The sequence below is a fragment of the Pseudomonas sp. stari2 genome (assembly GCF_040760005.1).
In the GTDB taxonomy this organism is placed as follows: domain Bacteria; phylum Pseudomonadota; class Gammaproteobacteria; order Pseudomonadales; family Pseudomonadaceae; genus Aquipseudomonas.
The window spans coordinates 4,954,904-4,971,650 of the sequence record NZ_CP099760.1 but is presented as its reverse complement, the minus strand read 5'-3'; the positions used below and the strand labels follow the sequence as shown (position 1 = coordinate 4,971,650).

General features: G+C 60.8%; 15 protein-coding genes. 14 read left to right on the top strand and 1 reads right to left on the bottom strand.

Annotated elements, in window-relative coordinates:
- Positions 1-212: 212 nt before the first annotated feature.
- A complete protein-coding gene (locus NH234_RS22720; protein WP_007951066.1) occupies positions 213-473 on the bottom strand; it encodes a DUF2790 domain-containing protein in 261 nt (86 codons plus the stop codon).
- A 394-nt stretch (positions 474-867) separates the two neighbouring features.
- Between NH234_RS22720 and acs the strand changes: the two genes are divergently transcribed.
- The 14 genes from acs (at position 868) to astE (ending at position 16,711) form a co-directional block, all read left to right on the top strand.
- A complete protein-coding gene (gene acs / locus NH234_RS22715; protein WP_119427931.1) occupies positions 868-2,823 on the top strand; it encodes an acetate--CoA ligase in 1,956 nt (651 codons plus the stop codon).
- A 557-nt stretch (positions 2,824-3,380) separates the two neighbouring features.
- A complete protein-coding gene (locus tag NH234_RS22710) occupies positions 3,381-4,154 on the top strand; it encodes an ABC transporter substrate-binding protein (RefSeq protein ID WP_065261786.1) in 774 nt (257 codons plus the stop codon).
- 91 nt (positions 4,155-4,245) lie between these two features.
- Positions 4,246-4,935 (top strand): ABC transporter permease, encoded by a 690-nt coding sequence (locus NH234_RS22705; RefSeq protein ID WP_065261785.1) that lies wholly within the window; start codon positions 4,246-4,248, stop codon positions 4,933-4,935.
- The gene (locus tag NH234_RS22700) at positions 4,932-5,630 is read left to right on the top strand and encodes an ABC transporter permease (protein ID WP_085709717.1); all 699 of its coding nucleotides are present in this window, start codon (positions 4,932-4,934) and stop codon (positions 5,628-5,630) included. The genes NH234_RS22705 and NH234_RS22700 overlap by 4 nt, the downstream gene beginning before the upstream one ends.
- 1 nt (position 5,631) lies before the next feature.
- Positions 5,632-6,756: a succinylglutamate desuccinylase/aspartoacylase family protein gene (locus tag NH234_RS22695; RefSeq protein ID WP_367254360.1), complete on the top strand. Its 1,125-nt coding sequence runs from the start codon at positions 5,632-5,634 to the stop codon at positions 6,754-6,756.
- A gap of 23 nt (positions 6,757-6,779) precedes the next feature.
- The gene (locus tag NH234_RS22690) at positions 6,780-7,544 is read left to right on the top strand and encodes an ABC transporter ATP-binding protein (protein ID WP_003227281.1); all 765 of its coding nucleotides are present in this window, start codon (positions 6,780-6,782) and stop codon (positions 7,542-7,544) included.
- Between the two features lie 111 nt (positions 7,545-7,655).
- The gene (gene argR / locus NH234_RS22685; protein WP_085730352.1) at positions 7,656-8,636 is read left to right on the top strand and encodes a transcriptional regulator ArgR; all 981 of its coding nucleotides are present in this window, start codon (positions 7,656-7,658) and stop codon (positions 8,634-8,636) included.
- A 367-nt stretch (positions 8,637-9,003) separates the two neighbouring features.
- Complete coding sequence (locus NH234_RS22680) at positions 9,004-10,224, top strand: aspartate aminotransferase family protein (RefSeq protein WP_367254359.1); 1,221 nt, start codon at positions 9,004-9,006, stop codon at positions 10,222-10,224.
- Between the two features lie 131 nt (positions 10,225-10,355).
- Entirely contained in the window at positions 10,356-11,375 is a 1,020-nt protein-coding gene (gene aruF / locus NH234_RS22675) for an arginine/ornithine succinyltransferase subunit alpha (protein ID WP_025112905.1), read from the top strand.
- 51 nt (positions 11,376-11,426) lie between these two features.
- Positions 11,427-12,452 (top strand): arginine N-succinyltransferase, encoded by a 1,026-nt coding sequence (gene astA, locus NH234_RS22670; RefSeq protein WP_027612638.1) that lies wholly within the window; start codon positions 11,427-11,429, stop codon positions 12,450-12,452.
- Positions 12,449-13,918: a succinylglutamate-semialdehyde dehydrogenase gene (gene astD / locus NH234_RS22665; protein ID WP_367257226.1), complete on the top strand. Its 1,470-nt coding sequence runs from the start codon at positions 12,449-12,451 to the stop codon at positions 13,916-13,918. The genes astA and astD overlap by 4 nt, the downstream gene beginning before the upstream one ends.
- Before the next feature lie 73 nt (positions 13,919-13,991).
- Positions 13,992-15,338: an N-succinylarginine dihydrolase gene (gene astB, locus NH234_RS22660; RefSeq protein WP_085709723.1), complete on the top strand. Its 1,347-nt coding sequence runs from the start codon at positions 13,992-13,994 to the stop codon at positions 15,336-15,338.
- A 59-nt stretch (positions 15,339-15,397) separates the two neighbouring features.
- Complete coding sequence (locus NH234_RS22655; RefSeq protein ID WP_085730357.1) at positions 15,398-15,688, top strand: topoisomerase II; 291 nt, start codon at positions 15,398-15,400, stop codon at positions 15,686-15,688.
- A 12-nt stretch (positions 15,689-15,700) separates the two neighbouring features.
- Positions 15,701-16,711, top strand: a complete 1,011-nt coding sequence (gene astE / locus NH234_RS22650) for a succinylglutamate desuccinylase (protein ID WP_085730358.1) — start codon at positions 15,701-15,703, stop codon at positions 16,709-16,711.
- Positions 16,712-16,747 lie beyond the last annotated feature (36 nt).

Genomic DNA, 16,747 nt, shown 5'->3' with positions numbered 1-16,747 from the left:
TGGGGCTTTGCCGGGGATAGATTTTTTTTTGGTTTTTTTTCGCAAATGTGGAATTGCTCAAGAAATGAGCAAAAAAGCGCTGTTTTCACTACATCTTGTGTTTTGCAACCCGTTTTTGCCATTGCCAGACACAACTGAGCCCGACCGAAGCCGGGCTGGAATCGACCCTCAATGTTGCGCTGAGCGATCCGATTCGGTGCAGTCTCAAAACATCAATTGGTGCAGCCGTTGCCCATGATGCTGTAACGCAGGATGTGACGCTGGCCGGTGGAGTCGTCGTACTCCATTTTCATCGGTACCACTTCGCAGACATTTGGAACTTCGCTCATCGATACAACTTTGGCGATGTCCAGGTGAGTGGAGTAAGTGTATTCCTCGATGGCCGGTTGTTGCTGTGCGACATCAGTCGGGACCTCGTCTGCCATGGCGGTTGCGCACAGACTGCTGAGGGCCAGAACCAATAAAGCTTTCATTTGAAATTTACCTTCTTGAGGTCGAGTGGGGTCACGCAACCTTTTTGGGGTTGCGTGTGGAACTTCATCGTTTTGGTTTGTTACTTCAGAGCTGGATTAACGGCCTTCGTGGGGGCTGTAACGTTGTTAATCACTTTGCCTTGTCGGCGAGGCAGATTTTAGGGAAGCGGGGTGGGCGTAAACAGATGTGGTTTTGATAAACACCTTTGGCAGATTTGGTAACAATCGCTGCCAGGCCAGTAGATTCAAGGCCTGCGAGGTCGTCGGTGGCGAGCATCGGGATTATCGCTACGATCTGTAGGGGCTTGTTACTACCATCGTCGAATGGTTCTATACGGTCGCCCCGGCTACAACAGGGTCATACAAAAACAACTATTACACCGAGGTAGGAAAGATGAGTGCGGCTTCCCTGTATCCCGTTCGTCCCGAGGTTCTGGCCAATACGCTGACCGACGAGGCGACCTACAAAGCCATGTACCAACAGTCGGTCGTCAACCCTGACGGCTTCTGGCGCGAACAAGCCAAGCGCCTCGACTGGATCAAGCCTTTCACCACGGTGAAACAGACTTCGTTCGACGATCACCACGTCGACATCAAGTGGTTTGCCGACGGCACCCTGAACGTTTCCTACAACTGCCTCGACCGTCATCTGGCCGAGCGCGGCGATCAGGTCGCCATCATCTGGGAAGGCGACGATCCTTCCGAAAGCCGCAACATCACCTACCGCGAACTGCACGAACAAGTCTGCAAGTTCGCCAACGCCCTGCGTGGTCAGGACGTGCACCGCGGCGACGTGGTGACCATTTATATGCCGATGATTCCCGAAGCCGTGGTCGCCATGCTGGCCTGCACCCGGATCGGCGCGATTCACTCGGTGGTGTTCGGCGGCTTCTCGCCGGAAGCCCTGGCCGGTCGCATCATCGACTGCCGCTCGAAAGTGGTGATCACCGCTGACGAAGGCATCCGTGCCGGCAAGAAGATTTCCCTCAAGGCCAACGTCGATGACGCCCTGACCAACCCGGAAACCAACAGCATCCAGAAAGTCATCGTGTGCAAGCGCACCGGTGGCGACATCAAGTGGAACCAGCATCGCGACATCTGGTACGAAGACCTGATGAAAGTGGCGGGCACTGTCTGCGCGCCGAAAGAGATGGGCGCCGAAGAAGCGCTGTTCATCCTTTATACCTCCGGTTCCACCGGCAAGCCGAAGGGCGTTCAGCACACCACTGGTGGCTATCTGTTGTACGCGGCCATGACCCACGAGCGCGTGTTCGACTACCGTCCGGGCGAAATCTACTGGTGCACCGCCGACGTGGGCTGGGTTACCGGTCACTCCTACATCGTCTACGGCCCGCTGGCCAACGGCGCGACCACGCTGTTGTTCGAAGGCGTGCCGAACTATCCGGACATCACCCGGGTGGCGAAGATCGTCGACAAGCACAAGGTCAACATCCTTTACACCGCGCCGACCGCGATCCGCGCGATGATGGCCTCCGGCACCGCCGCTGTTGAAGGCGCGGACGGCAGCAGCCTGCGCCTGCTGGGTTCGGTGGGCGAGCCGATCAACCCGGAAGCCTGGGACTGGTACTACAAGAACGTCGGCAAGTCCCGTTGCCCGATCGTCGACACCTGGTGGCAGACCGAAACCGGCGGCAACATGATGAGCCCGCTGCCGGGCGCTCATACCCTGAAGCCAGGTTCGGCGGCACGTCCGTTCTTCGGCGTGGTGCCGGCGCTGGTGGACAACCTCGGCAACATCATCGAGGGCGAGGCCGAAGGCAATCTGGTGATTCTCGATTCGTGGCCGGGTCAGGCGCGCACCCTGTACGGCGACCACGACCGTTTCGTCGACACCTACTTCAAGACCTTCCGTGGCATGTACTTCACCGGTGACGGCGCCCGTCGCGATGCCGATGGTTACTACTGGATCACCGGTCGCGTGGACGACGTGCTCAACGTGTCCGGCCACCGCATGGGTACTGCCGAGATCGAAAGTGCGATGGTCGCTCACCCGAAAGTCGCCGAAGCGGCGGTGGTCGGTGTGCCGCACGACATCAAGGGGCAGGGCATTTATGTCTACGTCACCCTGAAGAATGGCGAAGAGCCGAGCGAGCAACTGCGCCTGGAACTGAAGAACTGGGTGCGCAAGGAGATCGGCCCGATCGCTTCGCCGGACGTGATCCAGTGGGCGCCGGGGCTGCCGAAGACTCGTTCGGGCAAGATCATGCGTCGCATCCTGCGCAAGATCGCCACCGCCGAGTACGAAGGTCTGGGCGACATCTCCACCCTGGCCGATCCGGGTGTGGTGCAGCATCTGATCGATACGCACAAGACCATGAACGTCGCGTAAGCGGCGGGTCTGAAGGCTGAAAAGCCCCGTCCGGCATCGCGTCGGGCGGGGCTTTTTGTTTTTCAATAATTATCGGTTTCATCCGTCAGGCTCTTCCCACTGTTACCCGTTCGCCTTCAAGTAACTGAATGTGTAACCGCCCGCTCCGCAACGGGGCGTCCGGAAACGCATCGCCCCGTTTTCGGGCCTCAAAACCCCCGGTGAAAAATAAGACACAACCCCACGCTTGCCGGATTAGAAGGGTTTGCGAATAATAGGCCCGCAATTTGCAGCATAGATCGGTTCACTGTCTTTCGCTCTTGCATGAAATTGCGGAGCTGTCAATGTGCTCAAGCGCGTTTCTCGGTGCATCTGTAATTAGTTGTCGCATTGAAGAAATATCGGCTTCGGGCCTGTCGTTAGAATGCCGATCACTCGCTCGTCGTGGCTTGCGTTGAAGCCTTCGCGGTTTTGACCAGAAATGTCCTACGCACGTAGCAACCGATTTCGTTTCACCCATTCGCATATTGGGCTGTCGCTCACTCTGCCGTTTTGCCCTTTACCGATGGAGTCCCAAGATGAAGAAACTTGTGCTGCTTGGCGCCCTGGCACTGTCCGTGCTGTCCCTGCCGACATTCGCCGATGAAAAGCCTCTGAAAATCGGTATCGAAGCGGCTTACCCTCCATTCGCATCCAAAGCCCCGGACGGCAGCATCGTCGGTTTCGACTACGACATCGGCAACGCACTGTGCGAAGAAATGAAGGTCAAGTGCCAGTGGGTCGAGCAAGAGTTCGACGGTCTGATCCCGGCACTGAAAGTGCGCAAGATCGACGCGATCCTCTCGTCCATGTCGATCACTGAAGACCGCAAGAAGTCCGTGGACTTCACCAACAAGTACTACAACACCCCGGCCCGCCTGGTCATGAAGGAAGGCACCGTGGTCAGCGACAAGCTGACCGAACTCAAGGGCAAGAACATCGGCGTGCAGCGTGGTTCGATCCACGAACGTTTCGCCCGTGAAGTCCTGGCGCCGCTGGGTGCCGAGATCAAGCCGTACGGCTCGCAGAACGAAATCTACCTCGACGTGGCCGCCGGTCGCCTCGACGGCACCGTGGCGGACGCTACTCTGCTGAACGACGGCTTCCTGAAAACCGACGCCGGCAAAGGCTTTGCGTTCGTCGGCCCGCAGTTCACCGATGAAAAATACTTCGGCGACGGCGTAGGTATCGCAGTACGCAAGGGCGACGCCCTGAAAGACAAGATCAATACTGCCATCGCGGCCATCCGCGAAAACGGCAAGTACAAGCAAATCCAGGACAAGTACTTCGACTTCGACATTTACGGCAAGTAAAGACGTCGCTCGACCCGTCCGAAATGGCGCAAGCAACAGGATCTCTGCGGTTTGCGCCATTTTTTCATCCCAACTTTCGAGGACCTGAATCATGTTGAAAGGCTACGGGGCTGTCATCCTCGATGGCGCTTGGCTGACGCTTCAGCTCGCCTTGTCGTCCATGGCCCTGGCCATCGTTCTCGGGCTGATCGGTGTCGCCTTGCGCCTGTCGCCAGTGCGCTGGCTGGCCTGGCTGGGCGATCTGTATTCCACGGTGATCCGCGGGATTCCCGACCTGGTGCTGATCCTGCTGATCTTCTACGGCGGTCAGGACCTGCTCAACCGCGTCGCCCCGATGCTCGGCTATGACGAGTACATCGACCTGAACCCGCTGGCCGCCGGTATCGGCACCCTCGGTTTCATCTTCGGTGCGTACCTGTCGGAAACCTTCCGTGGTGCGTTCATGGCGATCCCCAAAGGTCAGGCCGAAGCCGGTATGGCGTACGGCATGAGCAGCTTCCAGGTGTTCTTCCGGGTGCTGGTGCCGCAGATGATCCGGCTGGCGATTCCGGGCTTCACCAACAACTGGCTGGTGTTGACCAAGGCCACCGCGCTGATTTCCGTGGTCGGTCTGCAAGACATGATGTTCAAGGCCAAGCAGGCGGCCGACGCCACCCGCGAGCCTTTCACCTTCTTCCTCGCAGTGGCGGCGATGTACCTGGTGATCACCAGTGTCTCGTTGCTGGCGCTGCGTCACCTTGAGAAGCGCTACTCGGTAGGCGTAAGGGCGGCTGATCTATGATCTTCGACTACAACGTCATTTGGGAGTCGCTGCCGCTGTACCTCGGCGGCCTGGTGACCACCCTCAAGTTGCTCGCGCTGTCGCTGTTCTTCGGTCTGCTGGCGGCGTTGCCGCTGGGTCTGATGCGCGTCTCCAAGAACGCCGTGGTCAACGGCGCGGCGTGGCTCTACACCTACGTGATTCGCGGCACGCCGATGCTGGTTCAACTGTTCCTGATCTACTACGGTCTGGCCCAGTTCGAAGCGGTGCGTGAAAGCTTCCTCTGGCCGTGGCTGTCCAGCGCAACTTTCTGTGCGTGCCTGGCGTTCGCGATCAACACCAGCGCCTACACCGCCGAAATCATCGCCGGCAGCCTGAAGGCCACGCCGAATGGTGAGATCGAAGCGGCCAAGGCCATGGGCATGTCGCGGGTCAAGATGTACAAGCGCATTCTGTTGCCGTCGGCCCTGCGCCGTGCGCTGCCGCAGTACAGCAACGAAGTGATCATGATGCTGCAGACCACCAGTCTGGCGTCCATCGTGACTCTGATCGACATCACCGGCGCGGCCCGTACCGTCAACGCGCAGTTCTACCTGCCGTTCGAGGCGTACATTACCGCTGGCGTGTTCTACCTGTGCCTGACCTTCATTCTGGTGCGCCTGTTCAAGCTGGCCGAGCGTCGCTGGCTGAGCTACCTGGCCCCGAGGAAGCACTGATATGGAACGCATCGACCACGTTCTGCCGTGGAGCCACCTGGGCAGCGAGCGCCGGATTTCGGTCTTCAGCTTTGGAAATAGAGAGCGTAGTGGTGGGCGCAAGGCCTACATCCAGGCCAGCCTCCACGCCGACGAATTGCCCGGCATGCGCACTGCCTGGGAACTGAAAAAACGCCTCGGCGAACTCGAAGCCAAGGGCCTGCTCAACGGCGTCATCGAACTGGTGCCCGTGGCCAACCCGCTGGGGCTTGGCCAGTTGCTGCAAGGCAATCACCAGGGGCGTTTCGAGGCCGGCAGCGGCAAGAACTTCAACCGTGATTTCGTCGAGCTCAGCGCCCCGGTGGCCGCGAAGCTTCAAGGACAACTCGGTGATGATCCGCACGCCAACATTCGTTTGATCCGTCAGGCGATGGCCGATCACCTGGCTGCATTGCCCGAGGCCAGCAGCCAGTTGCAAGGCATGCAGCGCATCCTGCTGCAACATGCCGCCACCGCTGACGTGGTGCTGGATCTGCATTGCGACTGTGAAGCCGCGCTGCACATGTATGCCTTGCCGCAGCACTGGCCGCAGTGGCGCTCGCTCGCCGCGCACCTGGATGTGAAGGTCGGCCTGCTGGCGGAAGATTCCGGCGGCAGCTCGTTCGACGAGGCTTGCTCGTTGCCGTGGCTGCGTCTGTCGCGGCTGTTCCCGGACGCGCAGATTCCACTGGCGTGCCTGGCGACCACCGTTGAACTCGGCGGTCAGGCTGACACCACACCAGCGCAGGCCGAAGCCTGGGCCGAAGGCATTCTGGCGTTTCTCGCCGAGCAGGGCCTGATCCGTGGCGAGTGGCCGAGTGCGGCGCACGAACCGTGCGAAGGCATGCCGTTCGAGGGCACTGAACTGCTCCTGCCACCGCATCCTGGCGTGGTGAGTTTTCTGCGCAAGCCCGGCGAGTGGGTTGAAGCCGGTGACAAGATTTTCGAAGTGATCGATCCGCTGTCGGATCGGGTCAGCACGGTGTGTGCTGGTACGTCCGGGGTGCTGTTTGCCATTGAGCGGCTGCGTTACGCCCAACCCGGTTTCTGGCTGGCCAAAGTGGCGGGGCGCGATGCGCTACGCGACGGCCCTTTGCTCAACGACTGACTGTTTTTGTGAGAACCGACCGCATGTACAAACTTGAAGTCCAAGACCTGCATAAACGCTATGGCAGTCACGAAGTGCTCAAGGGCGTTTCCCTGAAAGCGGCCGCCGGCGATGTGATCAGCATCATCGGCTCCAGTGGCTCCGGCAAAAGTACTTTCCTGCGCTGCATCAACCTGCTCGAGCAGCCGCACGCGGGCAAGATCCTGCTTAACAACGAAGAGTTGAAGCTGGTGGCGAACAAGGATGGCGCGCTGAAAGCCGCTGATCCGAAACAGCTGCAACGTATGCGTTCGCGCCTGTCGATGGTGTTCCAGCACTTCAACCTGTGGTCGCACATGACCGCGCTGGAAAACATCATGGAAGCCCCGGTTCACGTGCTGGGCGTGTCCAAGGCCGAAGCCCGCGAGAAAGCCGAGCACTACCTGAACAAGGTCGGCGTGGCTCATCGTAAAGACGCGTTCCCTGGACACATGTCCGGTGGCGAGCAGCAGCGTGTGGCGATTGCCCGTGCGCTGGCGATGGAACCGGAAGTGATGCTGTTCGACGAACCGACTTCGGCCCTCGACCCGGAACTGGTCGGCGACGTGCTGAAAGTCATGCAGGCCCTCGCTCAGGAAGGCCGCACCATGGTGGTGGTGACTCACGAAATGGGCTTCGCCCGTGAAGTGTCGAACCAGTTGGTGTTCCTGCACAAAGGCGTCGTCGAAGAAAGCGGCAACCCGCGTGAAGTGCTGGTCAATCCGCAGTCGGAACGTTTGCAACAATTCCTCTCGGGCAGCCTCAAGTAATCGCTCCCGTTATGCACCAAATTAGGTCATGCTGCGCAGCGCGCCAGATGGTCTAATTTGGTTGCAGCCGATTTCGGTTTTTCCCTCTGTTTACGTTTCGGATCGCCCGCCATGACTGCCCATCGAATTGGTTTCCTGATTTGGCCCAGCACTAAAGCTCTGACTTTGGCGCTGGCAGAGGAGGCCTTGCGTGTTGCCCAGCGTGTGCATCCGGACGTGGTTTACGAGTTGTCGTTCCTGCAGGCCGAAGCACCGACCGAAGGTGAATGGCAACTGCCCGGCGAACCCTGGGCCGGCAAACTCGAAAACTTCCAGAAACTGTTCCTGCTCGCCGATGAGCCACCGACCACGTTGGCGCCGGCACTCAGCAGTTCACTCAAGCAGTTGGTGCGCGCCGGTTGTGTGATCGGCGGTCTGTCGGCGGGTGTGTATCCGTTGGCGCAACTCGGCCTGCTCGACGGTTACCGGGCGGCGGTGCACTGGCGCTGGCAGGACGATTTCGCCGAACGCTTCCCGAAAGTCATCGCCACCAGTCATCTGTTCGATTGGGATCGCGATCGCCTGACCGCGTGCGGCGGCATGTCGGTACTCGATTTGCTGCTGGCGGTGCTGGCCCGTGATCACGGTGCTGAACTGGCCGGTGCGGTCTCCGAAGAGCTCGTGGTCGAGCGCATCCGTGAGGGTGGTGAGCGTCAGCGCATTCCGTTGCAGAACCGCCTCGGCTCCAGCCATCCGAAGCTCACCCAGGCGGTGCTGCTGATGGAAGCCAACATCGAAGAGCCGCTGACCACCGACGAAATCGCCCAGCACGTGTGCGTGTCCCGTCGCCAGTTGGAGCGGATCTTCAAGCAATACCTTAACCGCGTGCCGAGCCAGTACTACCTGGAACTGCGCCTGAACAAGGCTCGGCAGATGTTGATGCAAACCAGCAAGTCGATCATCCAGATCGGCCTGTCCTGCGGTTTCTCCTCGGGGCCGCACTTTTCCAGCGCCTATCGCAACTTCTTCGGCGCCACCCCGCGAGAAGACCGCAACCAGCGGCGCAGTAGCAGCCCGTTCGAATTGTCGTCGGTACCGCCCGAGCGGGGTTAGGGCGCAAGCCTTAAAAAAGCGTCATGGAACAGATTTCCATGGCGCTTTTTTTTTTACGTTGGAGAAATGCTTTTTTGTAGTGGTTTGCGTGTGCTCTTGTCAGTTGTCCGTCGAGGGTGTGCGGTACATGGATATCGCAGGCAAAACCTTTCCCGTTGATATGCTCGCAAGGCGTGCTGCAATTGGCGTCGACAGTTTAAACTGCGCCTTTGCGACGCTATATGTCGCATTGCCGTAAACCCGGGAAAATCCGGGGTTTGCGCTATAAGAAGTTGTCGCTTGGCGACAAGGCCGGGCTGAAAACTGTCCTTACAATCCCCCCATCGCTCGCCAGTTTCAGGCGGGTGGCCCTCATCAGGAGACTCCGATGTCCGTTGAGCACGCTGCGGTACAACGCGCCGATTTCGACCAGGTTATGGTTCCCAACTACGCGCCCGCCGCTTTCATTCCGGTGCGTGGCGCCGGTTCCCGCGTCTGGGATCAGGCCGGCCGCGAGCTGATCGACTTTGCCGGCGGCATCGCCGTCAACGTGTTGGGCCACGCGCATCCGGCGCTGGTCGGTGCCTTGACCGAGCAGGCTAACAAGCTGTGGCACGTGTCCAACGTGTTCACCAACGAACCGGCCCTGCGTCTGGCGCACAAGCTGATCGACGCCACGTTCGCCGAGCGCGTGTTCTTCTGCAACTCCGGCGCCGAAGCCAACGAGGCCGCCTTCAAGCTGGCCCGTCGCGTCGCGTTCGACCGGTTCGGCACCGAGAAGTACGAAATCATCGCCGCGCTCAACAGCTTCCACGGCCGCACCCTGTTCACCGTGAACGTCGGTGGCCAGTCGAAGTATTCCGACGGTTTCGGCCCGAAAATCACCGGCATCACCCACGTGCCGTACAACGATCTGGCGGCGCTGAAAGCCGCTGTTTCGGACAAGACCTGCGCGGTCGTTCTGGAACCGATCCAGGGCGAAGGCGGCGTACTGCCGGCCGAGCAGGCGTACCTGCAAGGCGCCCGTGAGCTGTGCGACGCTAACAACGCGCTGCTGGTGTTCGACGAAGTGCAGACCGGCATGGGCCGTACCGGCAACCTGTTCGCCTACCAGCATTTCGGTGTGGTTCCGGACATCCTGACCAGCGCCAAGAGCCTGGGCGGCGGTTTCCCGATCGCCGCGATGCTGACCACCGAAGCGCTGGCCAAGCACTTGGTCGTCGGCACTCACGGCACCACTTACGGCGGCAACCCGCTGGCGTGCGCCGTGGCCGAAGCGGTGATCGACGTGATCAACACCCCTGAGGTGTTGAATGGCGTTAACGCCAAGCACGACAAGTTCAAGACCCGCCTGCAACAGATTGGCGAGAAGTACGGCCTGTTCACCCAGGTGCGCGGTCTCGGTCTGCTGATTGGTTGCGTGCTGAGCGATGCCTGGAAAGGCAAGGCCAATGACATCTTCAACGCCGCTGAAAAAGAAGGCCTGATGATTCTGCAGGCCGGCCCGGACGTGATCCGTTTCGCCCCGAGCCTAGTGGTTGAAGACGCGGATATCGACGCCGGTCTGGATCGCTTCGAGCGTGCTGCAGCGAAACTGACCCAAGCCTGATTCATGCAAGACCGCCCGGCGTCTGTCGTCATCGACAGGTGCCGGGACCATTTTCCTGTGCCGGGCCTGCCCGGCATTTTTTTCCCGAGTCGGCGCTTTCGCCGACCTGAAGTAGAGAAAGGAGTGACACCATGCTGGTGATGCGCCCCGCGCAAATGGCTGATCTGGGCGAGGTACAGCGTCTGGCTGCGGACAGCCCGATTGGTGTCACTTCCTTGCCGGATGACGTTGAACGCCTGAGCGACAAGATCGCTGCGAGCGAAGCCTCGTTTGCCGCCGAAGTGAGCTTCAACGGCGAGGAGAGTTATTTCTTCGTCCTCGAAGACACCGCCACCGGCAAACTGGTGGGCTGCTCGGCGATCGTTGCGTCGGCCGGTTACTCCGAGCCGTTCTACAGCTTTCGCAACGAGACCTTCGTGCACGCTTCCCGCGAGCTGAAGATCCACAACAAGATCCACGTGCTCTCGCAATGCCACGACCTGACCGGCAACAGCTTGCTGACCAGTTTCTACGTGCAGCGCGAGCTGGTGGGTTCGCCTTGGGCCGAACTCAACTCCCGTGGCCGTCTGCTGTTCGTTGCCAGCCATCCGGAGCGTTTCGCCGATTCGGTGGTGACCGAGATCGTCGGTTACAGCGACGAGAACGGCGACTCGCCGTTCTGGGATGCCATCGGTCGCAACTTCTTCGACCTGAACTACGCCGAGGCCGAGCGTCTGTGTGGCTTGAAAAGCCGTACGTTCCTCGCTGAACTGATGCCGCACTACCCGATCTACGTGCCGCTGCTGCCGGACTCCGCTCAAGAAGCGATGGGCCAGGTGCACCCGCGTGCGCAGATCACCTTCGACATCCTGATGCGCGAAGGCTTCGAGACCGATCACTACATCGACATTTTCGACGGCGGCCCGACCCTGCATGCGCGCGTCTCGGGGATCCGTTCGATCGCCCAGAGCCGTGTGGTACCGGTGAAGATCGGTGAGCCGGTCAAAGGTGCCGGACGCCAGTATCTGGTGGCCAATGCCCAGTTGCAGGATTACCGCGCGGTACTGCTGGAACTGGATTACGCACCGGGCAAACCGGTGACCCTGGATCTGGAAGCGGCCGAAGCCCTGGGCGTCGGTGAAGGTGCCAGCGTGCGCCTGGTGGCGGTTTAACGCCTTAGCGAGTTTCACGGGTGGCCACGGCGGCCCGTTTGAGGAGATAGCATGATTGTTCGTCCCGTACGCAGCAGCGATTTGTCCGCTCTGATCGACCTGGCCCGCAGTACCGGCACCGGCCTGACCACTTTGCCGGCCAACGAAGAGCGCCTGACCCACCGGGTTGGCTGGGCCGAGAAGACCTTTCGCGGTGAAGCCGGCCGTGGCGACGCGGACTACCTGTTCGTGCTCGAAGACGACAACGGTCGCGTGGTGGGGATTTCCGCCATCGCCGGCGCCGTCGGTCTGCGTGAGCCTTGGTACAACTTCCGCGTCGGCCTGACCGTCAGCGCCTCGCAGGAGCTGAACATCTATCGCGAGATCCCGACGCTGTTCCTGGCCAACGACCTGACCGGCAACTCCGAGCTGTGCTCGCTGTTCCTGCACGCCGATTACCGCACCGGCCTCAACGGTCGCATGCTGTCCAAGGCGCGGATGCTGTTCATCGCTGAATTCCCGGAACTGTTCGGTAACAAGATCATTGCCGAGATGCGCGGCGTATCTGATGAAGCCGGCCGTTCGCCGTTCTGGGAAAGCCTGGGCCGTCACTTCTTCAAGATGGAATTCAGCCAGGCCGATTACCTGACCGGCGTCGGCAACAAGGCGTTCATCGCTGAACTGATGCCGAAATTCCCGCTGTACACCTGCTTTCTGTCGCCGGACGCGCGCAATGTCATCGGCCAGGTTCACCCGGACACCGAGCCTGCGCTGGCGATGCTCAAGAGCGAAGGCTTCAGCTATCAGGGTTACGTCGACATCTTCGATGCCGGTCCAGCCATCGAATGCGAGACCAGCAAGATCCGCGCGGTGCGTGACAGCGAGGCGCTGGTGCTGGCCATCGGCACGCCGGGCGACGACGCCACGCCGTTCATCATCCATAACCGCAAACGCGAAGACTGCCGCATCACGGCTGCGCCAGCCCGTCTGGCCGCCGGCACGCTGGTGGTCGATCCGCTGACCGCCAAACGTCTTCAACTCAACGCTGGCGATCAGGTACGCGCCGTGGCGTTGTCCGCTGCCCGGGAGTCGAAATAATGAATTCGCTATACATCGCAGGTGAGTGGCTGGCCGGTCAGGGTGAAGCCTTTCAATCGCTGAACCCGGTGACCCAGCAAGTGCTGTGGTCGGGGGAGGGCGCCACCGCCGCTCAGGTCGAGTCCGCCGTGCAGGCTGCGCGCCAGGCGTTCCCGGGGTGGGCCCGTCGTTCCCTGGAAGATCGCATCAGCGTGCTCGAAGCGTTCGCTGCCGCACTGAAAAACCACGCTGACGAACTGGCCCGCACCATTGGTGAGGAAACCGGCAAACCGCTGTGGGAAGCTGCGACCGAAGTCACCAGCATGGTCAACAAGATCGCGATCTCGGTGCAGAGCTACCGTGAACGTACCGGCGAGAAGAGCGGCCCGTTGGGCGACGCCACCGCCGTGTTGCGCCACAAGCCGCACGGAGTGGTCGCTGTGTTCGGCCCTTACAACTTCCCCGGTCATTTGCCGAACGGCCATATCGTGCCGGCGCTGCTGGCCGGTAACAGCGTGCTGTTCAAGCCAAGCGAGCTGACCCCGAAAGTCGCCGAACTGACGGTCAAGTGCTGGATCGAAGCCGGTCTGCCGGCAGGCGTGCTGAACCTGCTGCAAGGTGCCCGCGAAACCGGTATCGCACTGGCGGCGAACCCGGGCATCGACGGTCTGTTCTTCACCGGCTCAAGCCGTACCGGCAATCACCTGCACCAGCAGTTCGCTGGTCGCCCGGACAAGATCCTCGCGCTGGAAATGGGCGGCAATAACCCGCTGGTGGTCGATCAGGTCGCTGATCTTGATGCAGCGGTGTACACGATCATTCAATCTGCATTCATTTCCGCCGGTCAGCGTTGCACCTGTGCACGCCGTCTGCTGGTGCCGCAAGGCGCGTGGGGCGACAGCCTGCTCAAGCGTCTGGTGGAAGTCAGCTCGACCATCGTGGTCGGTGCTTTCGATCAGCAACCGGCGCCATTCATGGGCTCGGTGGTTTCCCTCGGCGCAGCGAAAGCGTTGATGGATGCCCAGGCGCATCTGCTGGCCAATGGCGCAGTGTCGCTGCTGGCAATGACTCAGCCACAGGCTCAGTCGGCGCTGCTGACCCCGGGCATCGTTGATGTGACGGCGGTTGCCGAGCGTTCCGATGAAGAATTGTTCGGCCCGTTGCTGCAAGTGATCCGCTACGCCGATTTCGCGGCGGCGATTGCCGAAGCCAACGACACCGCATTTGGTCTGGCCGCCGGCTTGCTGTCGGATTCCGAAGAGCGCTATCAGCAGTTCTGGCTGGAAAGCCGTGCCGGGATCGTCAACTGGAACAAACAACTGACGGGGGCTGCGAGCAGCGCACCGTTCGGCGGTGTCGGCGCTTCGGGCAACCATCGCGCCAGCGCTTACTACGCGGCGGATTACTGCGCGTACCCGGTGGCCTCGCTGGAAACTCCGAGCCTGGTGATGCCGGCGGCCCTGACGCCAGGCGTGAAGATGGCGTGAGGCGCGTCGAGCCTCGATTGCACTCGATTGTTATTTGATGCCTATAAAAACAGATTCTCGTGGAGCCTCGCTGATGAAATCCTTTGAAGTCAATTTTGACGGTCTAGTGGGGCCGACCCATAACTACGGTGGTCTGTCCTACGGCAACGTTGCGTCCCAGAGCAACAGCCAGCAATCCTCGAACCCGAAGGAAGCAGCGCTGCAAGGTCTGGCAAAAATGAAAGCGCTGATGGAAATGGGCTTTCAGCAGGGCGTCCTCGCACCACAAGAGCGTCCGGACGTGGCTGCCTTGCGCCGTCTGGGCTTCAGCGGTACCGACGCGCAGGTCATCGAGCGCGCCGCGAAAGACGCGATGCCGCTGCTGGTTGCCAGCTGCTCGGCGTCGAGCATGTGGGTGGCCAACGCCGCCACGGTCAGCCCGAGTGCCGACACCGCTGACGGTCGCGTGCATTTCACCGCCGCCAACCTGAATTGCAAATATCACCGCAGCATCGAGCACCCGACCACCAGCCGCGTGCTGGGTGCGATGTTCGCCGATCAACAGCACTTCGCTCACCACGCCGCGTTGCCGGCAGTGGCACAGTTCGGCGACGAAGGTGCGGCCAACCACACGCGTTTCTGCCGTGAGTACGGCGAGGCTGGTGTCGAGTTCTTCGTGTTCGGTCGCAGTGCGTTCGACACCCGTTATCCGGCACCGCAGAAATACCCGGCGCGTCAGACTCTTGAGGCGTCGCAAGCGGTCGCCCGTCTGCACGGTCTGCGTGATGACGGCGTGGTCTACGCACAGCAGAACCCGGCCGTGATCGATCAGGGCGTGTTCCATAACGACGTGATCGCGGTGGGCAACGGCGAGGTGCTGTTCTATCACGAGGATGCGTTCCTCGACACCGAGAACATGCTGGCAGAGCTGCAAGCCAAACTGGCCAAGGTCGGCGGCAAGTTCCAGTCGGTCTGCGTGCCGCGTTCGGCGGTCACCGTGGACGACGCTGTGCGTTCCTACCTGTTCAACAGCCAGCTGCTGTCGCGCCCTGACGGTTCGATGCTGCTGATCGTGCCGGAAGAGTGCCGTGGCAACGAGCGCGTGTGGAATTACCTGCAAGGCCTGACCAGCTCCGGCGGCCTGATCCGTGAAGTGAAGGTTTTCGACCTCAAGCAAAGCATGCAGAACGGCGGTGGGCCGGCGTGCCTGCGACTGCGCGTCGCGCTCAACGAAACCGAGCTGGCGGCCGTCAACCCAGGGGTTATCATGACCGCCCCGTTGTACGGTTCGTTGACCGCATGGGTTGAAAAGCACTACCGCGACCGCCTGAGCGAAAGCGATCTGGCGGACCCGCAATTGCTGCTTGAATGCCGGACGGCACTGGATGAACTGACGCAAATCCTTAAACTGGGCGCGGTTTATCCATTCCAGATCAATTGATGACTGGTGCGCCGCTTTGTCGCGGCGTACGGTTCCATCTCCCCAAGAGAGCGTAAAACATGAGCGATTCCCTGCAACTGATCCTTGAAGACACTGACGGCACGCAACTGCAAACTTCCTGCACCCGCGTCGCGGTCATGTGGCAAGGCAAAGAGCTGTGGATCCAGCAGGACGGCCGCGGCCAGCTGCTGATCGGCGTGGACGTCGAAGAAGGCGATGCCGAGTACGCCAACCTGCTGTTGCGCCCATTGGCGACTAATCTGGTAAGTCTGCAACTGGAGATGGAACCGGCTGACCTCGGCGACGATGACGGCCACGTGCACGGCCCGGATTGCAACCACGACCACTAAGGAAACCGCTCTATGCTCGCCCTCGGCAAACTGCTTGAACTGACCCTCGCCGGCCGCGAACCGGCGGAGAAGACTCAACTGACTGTCGAAGGCGTGCGTATGCGCTGGTTGAGCGAGGGTGCGCTGGAAGTCCGGCCACCCGAAGCGCGCGACAATGGCCTGGACCTGCTGCTGTCGGCAGGGATCCACGGCAACGAAACGGCACCGATCGAATTGCTCGACCGGCTGCTGCATGACATCGCTCGCGGCGACTTGAAGCCGCGCGCACGCATTCTGTTCCTGTTCGGCAACCCGGAAGCGATTCGCAAGGGCGAGCGTTTCATCGAGCAGGACGTCAATCGGTTGTTCAACGGCCGTCACGAACAAAGCAGCGGGTCCGAAGCTCTGCGCGCCTGCGAGCTGGAGCGCCTGGCAGCGAGCTTCTTCAGCGTGCCGGATCGTCAGCGCCTGCACTATGACCTGCACACGGCGATTCGCGGTTCGAAGATCGAGCAGTTCGCCCTGTATCCGTGGAAGGAAGGTCGCCAGCATTCCCGTCTTGAATTAGCCCGTCTGCGCGCCGCCGGTATGGAAGCGGTGCTGTTGCAGAACAAACCGTCGATCGTGTTCAGCTCCTACACTTACGACAAGCTCGGGGCCGAGTCTTTCACCCTGGAACTGGGCAAGGCGCGGCCATTCGGGCAGAACGCCGGGGTCAATGTGTCGCTGCTGGAAACCCGCCTGAAGCAGATCATCGAAGGCACTGAGCCGGAGATGGCCGAGCAGGGCCTGGACGGTCTGCAACTGTTCAGCGTGGCGCGGGAAATCATCAAGCACAGCGACTCGTTCCGCCTGAACCTGCCGGCGGACATCGAAAACTTTTCGGAGCTGGATGTGGGATATGTGCTGGCCGAAGACCTGGCCAATACCCGCTGGATCATCGAAGAGCAGGGCGCGCGGATCATTTTCCCCAATCCCAAGGTCAAGAACGGCCTGCGGGCGGGCATTCTGATCGTGCCGACCACTGACGAGCAGTTGGCCTGACACTGAGTCTCCCCCGCGCAGCGCACGGGGGAGATC

Coding starts and splice junctions, on each gene's coding strand:
- NH234_RS22680 (WP_367254359.1), top strand. CDS start 9,004: ATGTCCGTTGAGCACGCTGCGGTACAACGCGCCGATTTCGACCAGGTT.
- NH234_RS22720 (WP_007951066.1), bottom strand. CDS start 473: ATGAAAGCTTTATTGGTTCTGGCCCTCAGCAGTCTGTGCGCAACCGCC.
- NH234_RS22695 (WP_367254360.1), top strand. CDS start 5,632: ATGGAACGCATCGACCACGTTCTGCCGTGGAGCCACCTGGGCAGCGAG.
- argR (WP_085730352.1), top strand. CDS start 7,656: ATGACTGCCCATCGAATTGGTTTCCTGATTTGGCCCAGCACTAAAGCT.
- NH234_RS22700 (WP_085709717.1), top strand. CDS start 4,932: ATGATCTTCGACTACAACGTCATTTGGGAGTCGCTGCCGCTGTACCTC.
- NH234_RS22705 (WP_065261785.1), top strand. CDS start 4,246: ATGTTGAAAGGCTACGGGGCTGTCATCCTCGATGGCGCTTGGCTGACG.
- aruF (WP_025112905.1), top strand. CDS start 10,356: ATGCTGGTGATGCGCCCCGCGCAAATGGCTGATCTGGGCGAGGTACAG.
- acs (WP_119427931.1), top strand. CDS start 868: ATGAGTGCGGCTTCCCTGTATCCCGTTCGTCCCGAGGTTCTGGCCAAT.
- astA (WP_027612638.1), top strand. CDS start 11,427: ATGATTGTTCGTCCCGTACGCAGCAGCGATTTGTCCGCTCTGATCGAC.
- NH234_RS22710 (WP_065261786.1), top strand. CDS start 3,381: ATGAAGAAACTTGTGCTGCTTGGCGCCCTGGCACTGTCCGTGCTGTCC.
- NH234_RS22655 (WP_085730357.1), top strand. CDS start 15,398: ATGAGCGATTCCCTGCAACTGATCCTTGAAGACACTGACGGCACGCAA.
- astE (WP_085730358.1), top strand. CDS start 15,701: ATGCTCGCCCTCGGCAAACTGCTTGAACTGACCCTCGCCGGCCGCGAA.
- astB (WP_085709723.1), top strand. CDS start 13,992: ATGAAATCCTTTGAAGTCAATTTTGACGGTCTAGTGGGGCCGACCCAT.
- NH234_RS22690 (WP_003227281.1), top strand. CDS start 6,780: ATGTACAAACTTGAAGTCCAAGACCTGCATAAACGCTATGGCAGTCAC.